The sequence below is a fragment of the Thermomonas sp. genome, from assembly GCF_029945965.1.
Lineage (GTDB): Bacteria > Pseudomonadota > Gammaproteobacteria > Xanthomonadales > Xanthomonadaceae > Thermomonas.
This window is the reverse complement of the sequence record NZ_JAQSDO010000006.1, coordinates 385836-399607: the sequence shown is the minus strand read 5'-3', so window position 1 is coordinate 399607 and position 13772 is coordinate 385836. Positions and strand designations below refer to the sequence as shown.

General features: G+C 62.2%; 14 protein-coding genes, 1 pseudogene and 1 riboswitch. Of the genes and pseudogenes, 5 read left to right on the top strand and 10 right to left on the bottom strand.

Annotated features, from left to right (window positions below):
* From PSV05_RS03135 to moaA, 9 genes and pseudogenes are all read right to left on the bottom strand, one after another.
* Positions 1–516 (bottom strand): annotated as a pseudogene (locus PSV05_RS03135) (molybdopterin-dependent oxidoreductase); the annotation flags it as partial.
* 78 nt (positions 517–594) lie between these two features.
* Positions 595–2004, bottom strand: a complete 1410-nt coding sequence (locus PSV05_RS03130) for a NarK family nitrate/nitrite MFS transporter (RefSeq protein ID WP_300061286.1) — start codon at positions 2002–2004, stop codon at positions 595–597.
* Between the two features lie 179 nt (positions 2005–2183).
* Positions 2184–2558: a hypothetical protein gene (locus PSV05_RS03125; protein ID WP_300061283.1), complete on the bottom strand. Its 375-nt coding sequence runs from the start codon at positions 2556–2558 to the stop codon at positions 2184–2186.
* The gene (locus PSV05_RS03120; protein ID WP_300061280.1) at positions 2555–3088 is read right to left on the bottom strand and encodes a molybdenum cofactor biosynthesis protein MoaE; all 534 of its coding nucleotides are present in this window, start codon (positions 3086–3088) and stop codon (positions 2555–2557) included. Before PSV05_RS03120 ends, PSV05_RS03125 begins: the two co-directional genes overlap by 4 nt.
* Before the next feature lie 3 nt (positions 3089–3091).
* A complete protein-coding gene (locus PSV05_RS03115; protein WP_300061277.1) occupies positions 3092–3349 on the bottom strand; it encodes a MoaD/ThiS family protein in 258 nt (85 codons plus the stop codon).
* Positions 3333–4604, bottom strand: a complete 1272-nt coding sequence (gene glp / locus PSV05_RS03110) for a gephyrin-like molybdotransferase Glp (RefSeq protein ID WP_300061274.1) — start codon at positions 4602–4604, stop codon at positions 3333–3335. Before glp ends, PSV05_RS03115 begins: the two co-directional genes overlap by 17 nt.
* Positions 4605–4658: 54 nt before the next feature.
* A complete protein-coding gene (locus tag PSV05_RS03105) occupies positions 4659–5306 on the bottom strand; it encodes an FmdE family protein (RefSeq protein ID WP_300061271.1) in 648 nt (215 codons plus the stop codon).
* Between the two features lie 20 nt (positions 5307–5326).
* Positions 5327–6418, bottom strand: a complete 1092-nt coding sequence (locus PSV05_RS03100) for a cysteine synthase family protein (protein ID WP_300061268.1) — start codon at positions 6416–6418, stop codon at positions 5327–5329.
* 48 nt (positions 6419–6466) lie between these two features.
* Entirely contained in the window at positions 6467–7447 is a 981-nt protein-coding gene (gene moaA, locus PSV05_RS03095; RefSeq protein ID WP_300061266.1) for a GTP 3',8-cyclase MoaA, read from the bottom strand.
* Positions 7439–7593, bottom strand: a riboswitch (molybdenum cofactor riboswitch). (Overlaps the previous gene by 9 nt.)
* 222 nt (positions 7594–7815) lie before the next feature.
* Between moaA and nirK the strand changes: the two genes are divergently transcribed.
* The 3 genes from nirK to PSV05_RS03080 are packed head-to-tail and all read left to right on the top strand — an operon-like array spanning position 7816 to position 10742.
* On the top strand, positions 7816–9348 hold the full coding sequence (nirK, locus tag PSV05_RS03090; protein WP_300061263.1) for a copper-containing nitrite reductase: 1533 nt from the start codon (positions 7816–7818) through the stop codon (positions 9346–9348).
* Positions 9349–9351: 3 nt separating this feature from the next.
* The gene (locus tag PSV05_RS03085; RefSeq protein WP_300061260.1) at positions 9352–10131 is read left to right on the top strand and encodes a formylglycine-generating enzyme family protein; all 780 of its coding nucleotides are present in this window, start codon (positions 9352–9354) and stop codon (positions 10129–10131) included.
* The gene (locus PSV05_RS03080; protein ID WP_300061257.1) at positions 10128–10742 is read left to right on the top strand and encodes an SCO family protein; all 615 of its coding nucleotides are present in this window, start codon (positions 10128–10130) and stop codon (positions 10740–10742) included. The genes PSV05_RS03085 and PSV05_RS03080 overlap by 4 nt, the downstream gene beginning before the upstream one ends.
* A 7-nt stretch (positions 10743–10749) precedes the next feature.
* Here PSV05_RS03080 and PSV05_RS03075 read toward each other — a convergent pair whose 3' ends face one another.
* Positions 10750–11535, bottom strand: coding sequence for a helix-turn-helix domain-containing protein (locus PSV05_RS03075; protein ID WP_300061255.1), 786 nt, complete (start codon positions 11533–11535; stop codon positions 10750–10752).
* Positions 11536–11696: 161 nt separating this feature from the next.
* Between PSV05_RS03075 and ccoN the strand changes: the two genes are divergently transcribed.
* Both ccoN and ccoO read left to right on the top strand, forming a co-directional pair.
* Positions 11697–13136 (top strand): cytochrome-c oxidase, cbb3-type subunit I, encoded by a 1440-nt coding sequence (gene ccoN / locus PSV05_RS03070; RefSeq protein WP_300061252.1) that lies wholly within the window; start codon positions 11697–11699, stop codon positions 13134–13136.
* 8 nt (positions 13137–13144) lie between these two features.
* On the top strand, positions 13145–13771 hold the full coding sequence (ccoO, locus tag PSV05_RS03065; RefSeq protein WP_300061249.1) for a cytochrome-c oxidase, cbb3-type subunit II: 627 nt from the start codon (positions 13145–13147) through the stop codon (positions 13769–13771).
* The last annotated feature ends 1 nt before the right edge of the window (position 13772 follow it).

Sequence of the window (13772 nt, the reverse complement as noted above, 5' to 3'; positions counted from 1 at the left end):
GGCCGCGGCAATGATCTCATTGACTTCCTCCCAGTTGGAGCGGATGAAGCCACCCATGCCACGCTTGCTTTTATAGGAGTCGGCCTTGGCCTTGTCCTCGACGATGCTGGCCCAGGCTTCCACTGGCGCCATGGTCTGCCGCGCATCGCGCCAGAGCTTGAGCAATGGCTTGCGGATTTTCGGGTACTTGAGCCGGTTGGCGCTGTAGATGTACCAGCTGTAACTGGCACCACGCGGACAGCCACGGGGCTCATGGTTCGGCAGATCGTTACGGGTACGCGGGTAGTCGGTCTGCTGGGTTTCCCAGGTGATCAGGCCGTTCTTGACGTAGATTTTCCACGAGCAGGAACCGGTGCAGTTCACCCCGTGGGTGGAACGCACGATCTTGTCGTACTGCCAGCGCGCACGATAGCTGTCTTCCCAGTTGCGGTCGTCGTCGCGGGTCGTGACGTGGCCATCGGCGGAGGTTTCGCGCTCGCGCTTGAAAAACTGCAGGCGGTCCAGAAAATAGCTCATCGTCACATCCTCATTCGAACAGCAAATTGAGCCGGAAAGGCAGTGCGTGCGGCACTGAAACCCATCACGAATACCAAATCAGCACGGCGCTTCCGCACCGCGTCGGTAGTACCACCACCACGTCACCGCCAGGCAAGTGGCGTAAAAAGCGATGAAACCGTATAGCGCCGTTTCCGGACCACCGGTCAAGGCAATCGATGAACCATAACTCTTCGGGATGAAGAAACCGCCGTAGCCGCCGATGGCTGAGGAAAAGCCGATCACTGCCGCGGATTCGATCCCCGCGCGACGCGCCGCGATCGCCTTGTCCTCATCGGTTGGGTCGGTGCCAAGTTCGCGCTCACGCATCGTGCGGAAGATCACCGGGATCATCCTGAAGACGGATGCGTTGCCGATACCGGTCAACACGAACAACAGCATGAATAACGCAAGGAAACCAGCAAAGTTGCCGCCCGAGCCACCGCTTGGCAGGAAATACAGGACGCCGACGACCGATGCCATCATCAACACGAACACCCAGAAGGTCAGCACAGCACCGCCCAGCTTGTCGGCAAGCACGCCACCGACGGGCCGCGCCAATGCGCCAACCAGCGGGCCCAGGAAGGCGAACGTGAGCGCGTTGACCTCCGGGAATTGGGTCTTGATCAGCATCGGAAATCCTGCCGAATACCCGATGAAGCTTCCGAATGTGCCGATGTAAAGCCAGCAAATCAGCCAGTTGTGCTTGCGGCGAAAGATCACCGACTGCTCGGCGAAACTCGATCGCGATGCAACCAGGTCGTGCATGCCAAACCACGCAGCGATGGAACACACCACCAGGAATGGCACCCAGATGAAGCCCGCGTTCTGCAGGTACAGCGCTCCACCATCGGCAGTGGCCTGCGGCTTGCCTACCAATGCGCCGAACACGCCCAAAGTGATCACCAGCGGCACGACGAACTGGGTCACCGATACGCCGACGTTGCCCAGGCCCGCATTCATGCCCAAGGCATAACCCTGCCGCGCCTTCGGGAAGAAGAACGAGATATTGGCCATCGAAGAGGCGAAGCTGCCACCACCGAGGCCGCACAGGAAGGCAATCGCGGCGAATTGCCAGAACGGCGTGGACGGATCCTGCACCGCGATGCCCAGCCAGAGTGCAGGGAGCAACAGCAAGGCAGTCGAAATCGCAGTCCAGCGGCGACCACCGAAGATCGGCACCATGAACGAATAGAAGATGCGCAGTGTCGCGCCCGACAGGCCTGGCAACGCCGTCAGCCAGAACAACTGATCAGTGGTGAACGCGAAACCGATCTTCGGCAGACTCACAGCCACAGCCGAGAACAGCATCCAGATCGCAAACGCCAGCAGCAAGGCCGGGATCGAAATCGCCAGATTGCGGTTGGCGATGCGCTTGCCGGTCTGCTCCCAGAACACGGGATCTTCCGGGCGCCAATCGGTCAGGACTTTGGACTTGTGCGGAGCTTGCTGTCCGGTCGAAACGGTCATCTTGCGTCTCCATCCCACATCGCGGGGAAGCCAGGCGCTACCGAATTGGCATTGCCGAGCCCTGGATCGCAGCATAGGCAGGCCCGATTCGCCCTGTATTGACTTGTGTCAATCCAATGCCGGATCGGAGCCAAGCCGGGCGAAATGCCTGTCAGAAACAGTCGGAACGGATGATTTCCTTATTCAGGCGCCTGCTGGCGCCGTCGTGGGCTGCGTGTCTTCATGCTGTCGCGGACATCGACCTCGAAGTTCAACTCGATCCGCTCGCCAGCGCCGAGGTCGAGTTCAAATGTAAGCGCATGCCGGCACGGAAGCTGCCCTGCATAGGCCTCGACGGCATCCCGTGGCAGTTCGACATGCCAACTGCCATCGCGCGCGACAAGCGATGGTGTAGTGCTTGCGCCCTCGCCTGTACCCAGGACCAGCCTCTGCGAGAACTCGACGGCAGCGCCAAGCACGGTGCGGTTGACCACCGTCTCGCCTGCCAACAACCGCGCAAGCTCAGCCTCGTCGACCCGCAGGCGCACGCGTTGCCCTTGCACCTGCAATTTCATCCGTGCGCTCCGCCACAATCGCCGTGTTCGTGTGCGGACACATCGCTCGCAGGCACATCACTCCTGGGCAAAGCTGCAACTGGCGCATCGCACAGCGAACATCCCTCGCTCCAGGCGCTGTCGCCGTCCTCGAAATGTTCCTGCTTCCAGATCGGCGTGGCGTGCTTGACCGCTTCAATGGCGGCCCGGCAGGCACGGAATGCTTCATCGCGATGCGGGGTGCCGGCCGCCACCACTACCGCCACGTCGCCGACTTCAAGCCTGCCCACGGCATGGGCGATATACAGCTTCAGCGCAGGGCCGGCGTCGCGCGTCGCCTGCGCGGCGATCTCGGCGAAGCGTGCCAATGCCAGCGGGCGGTACATGTCGTAACTGATGCCGGTCACCCGGTGCCCGTGGTTGAGGTCGCGGATGCGGCCCACGAACATGGTGATGCCGCCGAAGCCCGGATCCGACACGAATTCCAGTGCGGCGGCCACATCGATGGCTTCCTGCGCGCGATCAGCGACGTGGACGAAATGCGTATCCATCGTTCAGCCCCCGCTGACCGGCGGCAGCACCGCCATGCGGCCGTCTGCCGGCAACGGCTGCGCATCACGCAGGATCTCGCTGCTCGTCGCAAACGCGCAACTGGCCAGGATGCCGGCACTGGCGCTTGGCCAATTCGCGCTGGCATAAGCCTGCAGCGCTGCGCGCAGGTCCGCCACTTGCCCGCCATTTAACTGCACAGTCAAGCGGTCACCTGCTTCCAGGCCACGCAAGGCGCCAAACAGTTCAAGGTCGATGTCCAACTGTGTCTTCTCCGTTCGTCAACAAGATTCCGCGCCCATCCAGTCCAAACACCGGCACCAATGTGCCTGCCGGCAGCATGTCGGCGTCGGCATCAAGCACCACCCAGGCATTGGCTGCGAGCAGCGGCTTGATCCGGAAGGATTCCTGTCCGGACATCACCTCGACTTGCAACCTTGCGCCATCACCCAGCGCCACGTACGCCTTCAGGAAGAACCGCAGGCCAGGCTTTTTCCTCGACTCGGCAGCCAGCGGCAGCAGCAAAGGTTGTTCGGGCGCTTGGCCGAGTAGCGCCCGCAATGCGGGTTCGACGAAGAAGCGCATGCCCACCGCCGACGACACCGGATTGCCCGGCAAGCCGAAATACAACTGGCCACCCGGCAGCCGCGCGAACAGCAGCGGTTTGCCCGGCCGGATCGCCACCTTGTGGAATAAAATCGTCGCGTGCAGCGATCGCAGCGCGTCGGGCACGAAGTCGTGACGCCCCATCGACACCGCGCCAGTGCTGAGCACCACCCGCGCGCCGGCGGCCAGGCCTCGTTCGAGCGCGGCGATGAAGGCCTGCGCATCGTCGCCCACGGTTTCCCGATGCACCACGCGAGCGCCGGCCTCATCCAGCCGATCAGCCAGGTAAGGACCATTGCTGTTGCGGATCTGGCCCGGCAACAGTGGTTGCGATGGATCATCGACCAGTTCGCGGCCGGTGGTGAACAACGCGGCCGGCACCTGCGGGCGCACCATCAGCGTGGCCACGCCCAGCGACGACAGCAACATATGCAATGCCGGCGTGAGCCGGATGCCTGCGGATGCGATGGGATCACCGACCGCGACGTCCTGGCCACGACGGCGGACATGCGCGCCTGGCGACACCTCGGCATCCAGCCGGATCTGAAGCGGGCAGCCATCTTTGTCGCGTTGCAGCACACTGACCTGCTCGACGGGCACAACGCAATCCAGGCCATCCGGCAGGCTGGCCCCAGTCATGATCTCGCAGGCTTCACCAGAGTAGGCAGCCAGGCCATCACCGGCGGCCTGCGAACCCGCCACCGCGAATTCATGCCCCGCCACCAGCGTCGTTCCAGCGCTGGCCAGCGCAAACCCGTCCATCGCACTGTTGTCGAACGGCGGTAGATCAGCGTCCGCCCGCACATCCTGCGCAAGCACGCGCCCAAGCGCCTGCGCCAACGGCAACTGCACGGGTGGCAGCGGCTGGCAAGCCTGCAGGATGTGCTGGAGCGCACTGGCATAACTGATCATTGGAAGTTCTTCATTGGCATATCTTCATTAAATCGATTTGCTTGTAACAGCGTGTCATGCAGCTTCAGCGCCAAGCTGCAGACTCGCCGCATCAAGCCGCGTCAGCTTGACCACCCGTGGATCATCCGCGAACTCCACCAGCATGCGCCGCACGCGCTCCTGCCAGATCTCGGCGAACGCCTGCTTGTCTGCATCACTGGCCGTATCCTGCATGATCGCCGTCAGCAATTCGCGCTGGCGCGGATCGCCAGGTACCGGGGATGTATCCAGTTGCAGCGCAACTGCCGCGCCATTGTCGCGGCGGCGGAAGGTAATGGCGTCCGACACATGCCGGCCAGCGAAGGTGAGCAGGCCATCGCGTGCATAGCGACCACCCAGGCCCTGGAAACCGTTTTCTGCTGCTGCACCGGTCAACAGAGTCAATACCTGCGCCACCACGCCGGTCGTGCCGTGATGCACGGGTGCCGGCATCGACACTTCAATCTGGCCCCGCTCGGCCGGCCCGTCCGGATACAACGTCTGCATGGCCGCACGCCCCATCAGGAATGCACCAGCCACGGTTGGGCAGGAATGACCCGCAAGGCGCACGACATCCGCATAGGAATAGTCAAGCTTGCCATCGGTCGCCGCGCCCAACAGCTGGGCCAAAGGATCGAACGTCTGCACCACAGGCGCCTGTGCATAGAAGGTCGGTAGTTTCATCTTGGACTCCTTGAACAACTTCAAAGGAACGCGACATCGGCGGTTGTCGAACGATTGCCAAAGTGTTCGGACAGATATTTTTCGCCCTCATCGCAAAAAATCGTGACGATGGTTTTCAGCTCGGGATAGCGCAAGTGCACTTGTTTGGCCGCCAACAAATGTGCGCCCGAGCTTGGCCCGCACAGCAGGCCATGTTCGCGAGCCAGGCGCTTCATTTCATTGATCGCCTGCTGGCTTGAAACGGAGGTCACTTCGTCGATCAGCCCTGCATTGCGTTGGAAAATGCCCGGCACGAACCCATCGGAAATCCCCTCGATGGCATGCCCGGCGATCTCACCGCAGAGGATCGTCTGCGACTCCGATGGCTCCATCGCGAACAGGCGCACGGCCGGATTCACCGCACGGAATGCCTGGCCCACGCCGATCAGGGTGCCGCCGGTGCCAACGCCGAGCACCAGCGCATCCGGAAGCCGGCCCGCGGGCAGCTGGGCAAGGATTTCAGGGCCCAGGATCAGGCGGTTCTCCTCGATATTGCCTTCCGATTCGAACTGGCTTGGACAGAAGTAACCCGGCTGCGCACCGAGCTCATGCGCGCGCTGCAATGCCTGGTTGACGTGGAAGTTGCCGCAAAACAACACTTCTGCGCCATACGCGCGGGAAATCGCGACGCGTTCGCTGGACAGTCCTTCGGGCATCACCACCAGCATCCGGTAACCCTTGACCGCGGCTACCATCGCCAGCGCATTGCCGGTATTGCCGCTGGTGGCCTCGACAATCGTGTCGCCAGGCTGCAACAGGCCGCGTTGCTCGGCACGCTCGACCATGTATAGCGCGATGCGGGCCTTGATCGATCCGGACGGATTCATGAACTCGAGCTTGGCGAAAATTCCATCGATCTCGAGCAATGGTGTGTCGCCGACCGCATCGAGAATACTTGCCGAGACGCCGCGATAGCGCACCGGATCCGGACTCATCATGACCGGGAGTGACGTGCGGCCAAGCGCCCAGCTGGGCGCATCACTCGCAGGGAAGCTCTGCTCCAGCTCGCGGTCAACTGCCATTCCGCGCTGCACGCAGGCAGTGTCAGTCGTGTTGTTATTCGCGCTGGACATTGATCGTTCCTCCTGTTGACCAAGGATTACTGCAGAAACAATTGCCGCTTATCCGCCAATCGATGCCAAGTGTGGCGTGATACCCGTATTGCCCTCGTGTAGGCCATGGCCCGCCTTCTTCAATCCAAGCTGGGAATGCAGCACAGACGTGAGTTCGCCGATGTCTGCATCGGACTGCAACAACGGCCGCAAGGAGATGCCGAAATCGCCGAACAGGCACAGCCGCAGGTCGCCGGTCGCGGTCACCCGCAGGCGGTTGCAGCCCGCGCAGAAGTCGCGCGAATACGGGGCAATAATCCCGATCCGGCCCAGGTAATCCGGATGCGCATATTCACGCGCGGGCCCCGCATCGACCGCGCGTGGAACAAGCGACCAACCATCATCCAGCAGCGATTGCTCAAGCGCATCCGAACGCAGGTGATGGCGCTGGAAATAGTCGCGGTTGTCACCGGTCTGCATCAGTTCGATGAAGCGCAGCGTCGTGCGCCGGTCGCGCAGATACTCGCGCCATGCAGGCATCTCATTGTCGTTCAACCCGCGCAGCAGGACCGCATTGAGCTTGACCGCGCGCAAGCCACTGGCCAGCGCCAGGTCGATGCCGGCAAGGATGTCGAGGCCACGGTCATGCCCGGTGATGGCATGGAAACGCTGGGGATCCAGGCTGTCCAGGCTCACGTTGACCGCGTTCAACCCGGCATCGCGCCAACGCTCGATGTGTCGGCGCAACAGGATGCCGTTGGTAGTCATCGCCACGGTTTCGATGCCAGGCGTAGCGGCGGCGGCAGCGATGATGTCGGTGAGATCGGTGCGCAAGCTGGGTTCGCCGCCGGTCAGGCGCAGCTTGCGCAGCCCCACTGCGGCAAAGCCGTGCAGCAGGCGCCCGATCTCATCGCGCGTAAGCCATCGTGGTTTGCCGTTCGCCTGATAGCCGTCCGGCAAGCAGTACGTGCAACGGAAGTTGCATGCTTCAAGCAACGACAGCCGCAAATACGGGAAATTCCGACCATATCGGTCGGCCAGCACAGCCATGTTGTGACTCCTTTCCAAATACGGGAGGCAGTCGCGTTTCCATGACCACCCTTCAGCCGCCCGCCATGATGGCGTGATGACTGCGGTCGACTGGCCGTATTCCCGAAGGGAACCAGAGGCTTGGCGACTCGGAGTTGTGGCCTGCGCAAGCGCATGCCACATCGAAATGCTAACGCCGAAACACGCTGATCATCTTGAGTTGGATCAAGTCTGCTACAAGTTGGTGAGGATCCGATGCATCACACGCACATCATGCAGGAGCCTGCAAAACGCTAGTCACTGCCGTACTTGATTCAGATCACGGCGAGAAATTTTCGAACACTGAAAATACATCCATCGAACAACGACCAAGCCTACGGGGAATCAAGATGACTTATTTTGCGGAGCGCCTGATCTGGTGCCTGCTCGGCGCAGCGGCATTGACGCTCAGCGGTTGCAGCGGAAAGACTCAGGACGCGGACACGAAGATCGCAACAGCGGCAACCGCGGATACCGGTGGCTCGGCCAAGGGCGACTTCGGTCCGCCGCAAGGTCCGGAGGTCAAGGCGATTCTGACCAGCCCGCCGAACGTGCCACCGGCTACCGGCCGGCATGCGCCAGCCAAGGTCATCGTGGAGCTCGACGTGATCGAAAAGGAGATGCCGATTTCCGAAGGCGTCACCTACACCTTCTGGACCTTCGGCGGCACCGTGCCAGGCAGCTTCATCCGTGTGCGCCAGGGCGATACGGTGGTGTTCCACCTGCGCAACATGCCGGACAGCAAGATGCCGCACAACATCGATCTGCACGGCGTGACCGGTCCAGGCGGCGGCGCTGCATCCAGCTTCACCGCACCCGGCCATGTCAGCCGCTTCACCTTCAAGGCGCTCAATGCCGGCCTGTTCGTCTACCACTGCGCGACTGCGCCGGTCGGCATGCACATCGCCAACGGCATGTACGGCCTGATCCTGGTCGAGCCGCCGGAAGGCCTGCCGCCGGTGGACCGCGAGTTCTACGTGATGCAGGGCGACTTCTACACCACCGGCAAATATCGTGAGAAGGGCCACCAGCCGTTCGACATGGAAAAGGCGATCGACGAACGCCCGACCTATGTACTGTTCAACGGCATGGAAGGTGCGCTGACCGGCGACAAGGCGCTGACCGCCAAGACCAATGAAACCGTGCGCCTGTACGTGGGCAACGGTGGTCCGAACCTGGTGTCGAGCTTCCATGTCATCGGCGAGATCTTCGACAAGGTCTGGTACGAAGGCGGCACCAAGTTCCAGGAGAACGTGCAGACCACGCTGATTCCATCCGGCGGCGCGATGATGGCCGAGTTCCACATCGAAGTGCCGGGCAGTTATATCCTCGTCGACCACAGCATCTTCCGCGCGTTCAACAAGGGGGCGCTGGCGATCCTCAAGGCCGAGGGGCCTGAGCGCAAGGATCTCTACTCAGGCAAGGAAGTGGATGCGGTGTACCTGGGTGACCAGGCCGCGGGCACCAACCGCACGCCAATCACCACCGCCGCGGCGGCCTACAAGGCCGGCACGCTGACCAAGGAAGACCAGATCGCCGCCGGCAAGGTGTTGTTCGCCGGTACCTGCTCGACCTGCCATCAGCCCGATGGCGCCGGCATGGAAGGCGTGTTCCCGCCGCTGGCCAAGTCCGACTTACTGGCCAAGGATCCGAAGCGCATCGCCTCGATCATCACCCACGGCCTGACCGGTCCGGTCACCGTCAATGGCAAGGACTACAACTCGGTGATGCCGCCGATGGCGCAGCTGACCGATGACGAAGTCGCCAACATCGGCACCTATGTGCTCAACAGCTGGGGTAACCCGGGCGGCCAGATCAGCCGCGATGATGCCAAGGCCGCACGCGCCGCAGCGCCGGCCAATGCCGGTGGCGAAGGTCACTGATCGATGCGCCGTACCCTGCTCGCGTTGTTGATCGCAATCCCCCTCGCCGGCCTCGCCGTCGGCGCAACGGGGATCAGGTACGCGGCGATTGCGGGTGGGCCATTCCGTTCCGCACTGAAGTACGAAGACGAGTCCAAGGGCACGCGGGTTAAGCCATTTGCGCTGATGCGTACACCCGTCAGCAATGCGCAGTTCCTCGCGTTCGTGAAGCGCGATCCGCAATGGCTACGCGGCCGCGTGTCGCCGGTGTTCGCAGAACAGCGCTACCTGTCGCACTGGGCCTCACCAACAGAACTTGGCGATGCCGCCAGGCCGGACCAGCCGGTGACCTGGGTCAGCTGGTTCGCGGCGAGCGCGTATTGCGAGTCGATCGATGCACGCCTGCCGACCTGGCAGGAGTGGGAATACGTCGCCGCGTCTGACGAAACCCGTCGCGACGCGCGCAGCGATCCGGCTTGGCGCGAACGCATCCTGGCCTGGTACTCACGTCCGTCCAGCAGCGCCTTGCCGCGCGTGGGCCTGCAGGCACCAGATATGTACGGCGTGCAGGACATGCACGGACTGGTATGGGAATGGACCGAAGACTATTCCGCCTTGCTGGTCGATGGTGATAATCGCAAGCAGGGTGACGCCGATACCGCCAAGTTCTGCGGAGCAGGCGCACTGTCGATGAACGACCGCGAGAACTACGCGGTACTGATGCGGGTCGCGATGCTGTCGTCGCTGAGCGGCGCCGACGCTACCGCGAACATGGGTTTCCGTTGTGCAAGGAGTGCGAAATGACAAAGATTTTCCGAGGCCGCGTGTTCGCCATCGGCATGCTGCTGTTTGCGGGTGGCTTGTTGTCGGTTGGGCTTTTTCCTATTGATGCAGCCGCGGCGGGCAAGACCGCCCCTTTGCCAGCCGATTCGCTGTACCAGCTGTCGCTGCCGCTCACCGACCAGGACGGCCACACCGCGGACTGGGGCACGCGCCGCGGCAAGCCGCAGCTGGTCGCGATGTTCTACACCTCCTGCCAGTACATCTGCCCGTTGATCGTGGATTCCGGCAAGGCGATCGAACAACAGCTGGATGCCACTCAGCAAAAGAAGCTCGGCATCCTGCTGATCAGCATGGATCCGAAGAACGACGATCCGGCCACGCTGAAGACCGTGGTCGACAAGCGCAAGCTCGATACCAAGCGCTGGACACTGGCATCGCCGCCTGAAAAGGACGTGCGTGCAGTGGCCGGCGTGCTGAACATCCGTTATCGGAAGCTTGCCGATGGCGGCTTCAACCACAGCAGCGCACTGGTTCTGTTGGATGCCAATGGCCGCATCCTGGCCCGCACCGAGAAGATGGGCAGCCAGCCGGATCCCGAGTTTGTGGCGGAAGTGAAGAAAGCCCTGCGCTGAGGCGGCGTCAGCGCGGCGAGCGTGCTTTCTCGGCGCGCACGACCTCGACGCGCTTGGCCTCGACTTCGCAACCGCTTGCCGCGGCATTCAAGCCAGCGACATCGATGATGTGCACCCACCGACCACGCACTGCGATGACGCCTTCCTCGTGCAGGCGGCTGAAGCTGCGGCTCACGGTTTCGACTGCCAGGCCGAGATGGCGCGCGATCTCCTCGCGGCTCATCGGCAACTGGAATTCATCACCGGGTTGGCCAATGCGCCGGTAGCGCTGGCTCAACCCTTGCAAAAACAGCGCGATGCGCTCGCTGGCCTGGCGGCGCGTCAATACGTCGAGATGATCCTGGTCGCGGTCGCTGCTCTGGCCCATCACGCGCAGCAACTGCCTCTGCAAGCTGGGCAACTGTGCGGCCACAACGGCCAGCTCATTGAACGGCAATTCGCAAACCCGCGCCTTGCCCAGCGCGATGGCTTCGCAGCGGTGATAGCCGGTTCCGATGGCATCCAGCCCGAACAATTCACCGGGCAGATGGAAGCCCAGCACATGTTCCTCGCCCGCTTCACTGATGCCAACTGTTTTGATGGTGCCTTCGCTGGCCACGAATACCGACTGCAACGCATCGCCGACCCGGAACAGGCGATCCCCAGCTTCCAGCGGACGGCGACGCTGCACCACGTCCTCAAGCCGACGCAGGTCGTCGCCCTCGATACCCGCCGGCAGGCATAGCTGTTGCAGCGAACATTCGGCACAACTGCGGCGCAGTCGCACCAGGTCAAGGGGAATTGGATCGTTCATGCAAGGGTCCAGCCACGGCGCTGGCGCGCCGCAAGGACCTAGTATTGACCAATGGCACATACTTCAGCGTGATGCACCGCGACCTGCAGCAGCGAATTGATTCAGATCAAGTCGATTGCAGGCCGCGCTGCCTACCATTGCAGGGAAATCCGGAGATACGCATGCAGGCCCTGAGCAACACCTACAACGACAAGGTAGTCCTTCAATTCTCCATCGCCACCGTGGTCTGGGGGATCGTGGGCATGCTGGTGGGCGTGTTCATTGCCGCCCAGCTCTACTGGCCAACCCTGGGTGAAAGCATCCCATGGCTGAGCTATGGACGTTTGCGGCCACTGCACACCAATGCAGTGATCTTCGCATTCGGCGGCAGCGCGCTGTTCGCCACGTCCCTGCACGTGGTCCAGCGCACCTGCCACGTGCGCCTGCTGTCCGACCGGCTGGCGGCGTTCGTGTTCTGGGGCTGGCAGCTGGTCATCGTGGCCGCGGCGATCACGTTACCGTTGGGCATCACCCAGGGCAAGGAATACGCCGAACTCGAGTGGCCGATCGACCTGCTGATCGCGGTGGTCTGGGTGTGTTACGCAATCCTGTTCTTCGGCACCATTGCCAAGCGCAAGGTCAAGCACATCTACGTCGCCAACTGGTTCTACGGCGCCTACATCATCACCATTACCCTGCTGCACATCGTCAACAACCTGGCGATCCCGGCCGGCCTGTGGAAGTCATATCCGATCTACAGCGGCGCGGTCGATGCGATGGTGCAGTGGTGGTACGGCCACAACGCGGTGGGTTTCTTCCTGACCGCCGGCTTCCTCGGGATGATGTATTACTTCGTGCCCAAGCAGTGCGGGCGCCCCATTTATTCATACCGCTTGTCGATCGTGCACTTCTGGGCATTGATCGCGGTCTACATGTGGGCCGGGCCGCACCACCTGCACTACACCGCGTTGCCGGATTGGGCACAGTCGGTCGGCATGGTCTTCTCGCTGATCCTGCTGGCGCCCTCGTGGGGCGGCGCGATCAACGGGATCATGACGTTGTCGGGCGTGTGGCACAAATTGCGCACCGACCCGATCCTGAAGTTTCTGATCGTCTCGCTGAGCTTCTACATGATCGCCACCTTCGAGGGGCCGATGATGTCGATCAAGACGGTCAATTCGCTCAGCCACTACACCGACTGGACCATTGGCCATGTGCATGCGGGCGCGCTGGGCTGGGTCGCGATGATTTCGATCGGCTCGCTCTACGCGCTGCTGCCGCGTCTGCTGGGCACCGGCAAGATGCATTCAGTGAAGCTGATCGACACCCACTTCTGGCTGCACACGCTTGGCGTGGTGTTTTACATCGCCGCGATGTGGATTGCAGGCGTGATGCAGGGCCTGATGTGGCGTGCAACCAATGCCGACGGCACCCTGACCTACACCTTCGTTGAAGCGTTGAACGCAACTTATCCCTACTACCTGGCGCGCCTGTTCGGCGGGCTGTTGGTGCTGAGCGGCATGCTGCTGATGGCATGGAACGTTTTGATGACCTGGCGCGACGCCGGCGAAATCATGCCACAAGCCGTGCTACCACCCGACGCTTCCGAAGCCCGAGCCTGAGGAATGCCATGAGTACCCATAAGCCCAATCCGCACGAGAAGATCGAGAAGAATGTCGGCCTGCTGGTCGTGCTGATCGCGGTCGCAGTGTCCTTCGGCGGACTCGCCGAAATCGTCCCGCTGATGTATCAGGCCGAAGCGATCAAGCCGTTGCCCGGGGTCAAGCCCTATCCGGCGCTGGAGCTTGCCGGCCGTGATATCTACATCCGCGAAGGCTGCTACAACTGCCATTCGCAGATGATCCGCACGCTGCGTTTCGAAACCGAGCGCTACGGGCACTACTCGATGGCGGGGGAGTCAGTGTACGACCGTCCGTTTCAGTGGGGTTCCAAGCGCACAGGTCCTGACCTGGCACGCGTGGGCGGCCGGTATTCAGACGACTGGCATCGCACGCATTTGTTGAATCCACGCGACGTGGTGCCCGAATCGAACATGCCCAGTTTCACGTGGCTGGCAACCAACACACTAGATGGCGCTACGGTCCAGCAGCATATGCGTGCGTTGAAGCGCCTCGGCGATCCCTACACCGATGCCGATCTTGCCGATGCTCCTGCGGCAGTGGCCGGAAAGACCGAGCTAGATGCGGTCGTGGCCTATCTGCAGCAGCTCGGCAAGCACGCGCCCAAGGGAGGTTAAG

Coding starts and splice junctions, on each gene's coding strand:
- PSV05_RS03120 (WP_300061280.1), bottom strand. CDS start 3,088: ATGGATACGCATTTCGTCCACGTCGCTGATCGCGCGCAGGAAGCCATC.
- PSV05_RS03100 (WP_300061268.1), bottom strand. CDS start 6,418: ATGTCCAGCGCGAATAACAACACGACTGACACTGCCTGCGTGCAGCGC.
- PSV05_RS03125 (WP_300061283.1), bottom strand. CDS start 2,558: ATGAAATTGCAGGTGCAAGGGCAACGCGTGCGCCTGCGGGTCGACGAG.
- PSV05_RS03080 (WP_300061257.1), top strand. CDS start 10,128: ATGACAAAGATTTTCCGAGGCCGCGTGTTCGCCATCGGCATGCTGCTG.
- PSV05_RS03130 (WP_300061286.1), bottom strand. CDS start 2,004: ATGACCGTTTCGACCGGACAGCAAGCTCCGCACAAGTCCAAAGTCCTG.
- PSV05_RS03105 (WP_300061271.1), bottom strand. CDS start 5,306: ATGAAACTACCGACCTTCTATGCACAGGCGCCTGTGGTGCAGACGTTC.
- ccoO (WP_300061249.1), top strand. CDS start 13,145: ATGAGTACCCATAAGCCCAATCCGCACGAGAAGATCGAGAAGAATGTC.
- nirK (WP_300061263.1), top strand. CDS start 7,816: ATGACTTATTTTGCGGAGCGCCTGATCTGGTGCCTGCTCGGCGCAGCG.
- ccoN (WP_300061252.1), top strand. CDS start 11,697: ATGCAGGCCCTGAGCAACACCTACAACGACAAGGTAGTCCTTCAATTC.
- PSV05_RS03085 (WP_300061260.1), top strand. CDS start 9,352: ATGCGCCGTACCCTGCTCGCGTTGTTGATCGCAATCCCCCTCGCCGGC.
- moaA (WP_300061266.1), bottom strand. CDS start 7,447: ATGGCTGTGCTGGCCGACCGATATGGTCGGAATTTCCCGTATTTGCGG.
- glp (WP_300061274.1), bottom strand. CDS start 4,604: ATGATCAGTTATGCCAGTGCGCTCCAGCACATCCTGCAGGCTTGCCAG.
- PSV05_RS03075 (WP_300061255.1), bottom strand. CDS start 11,535: ATGAACGATCCAATTCCCCTTGACCTGGTGCGACTGCGCCGCAGTTGT.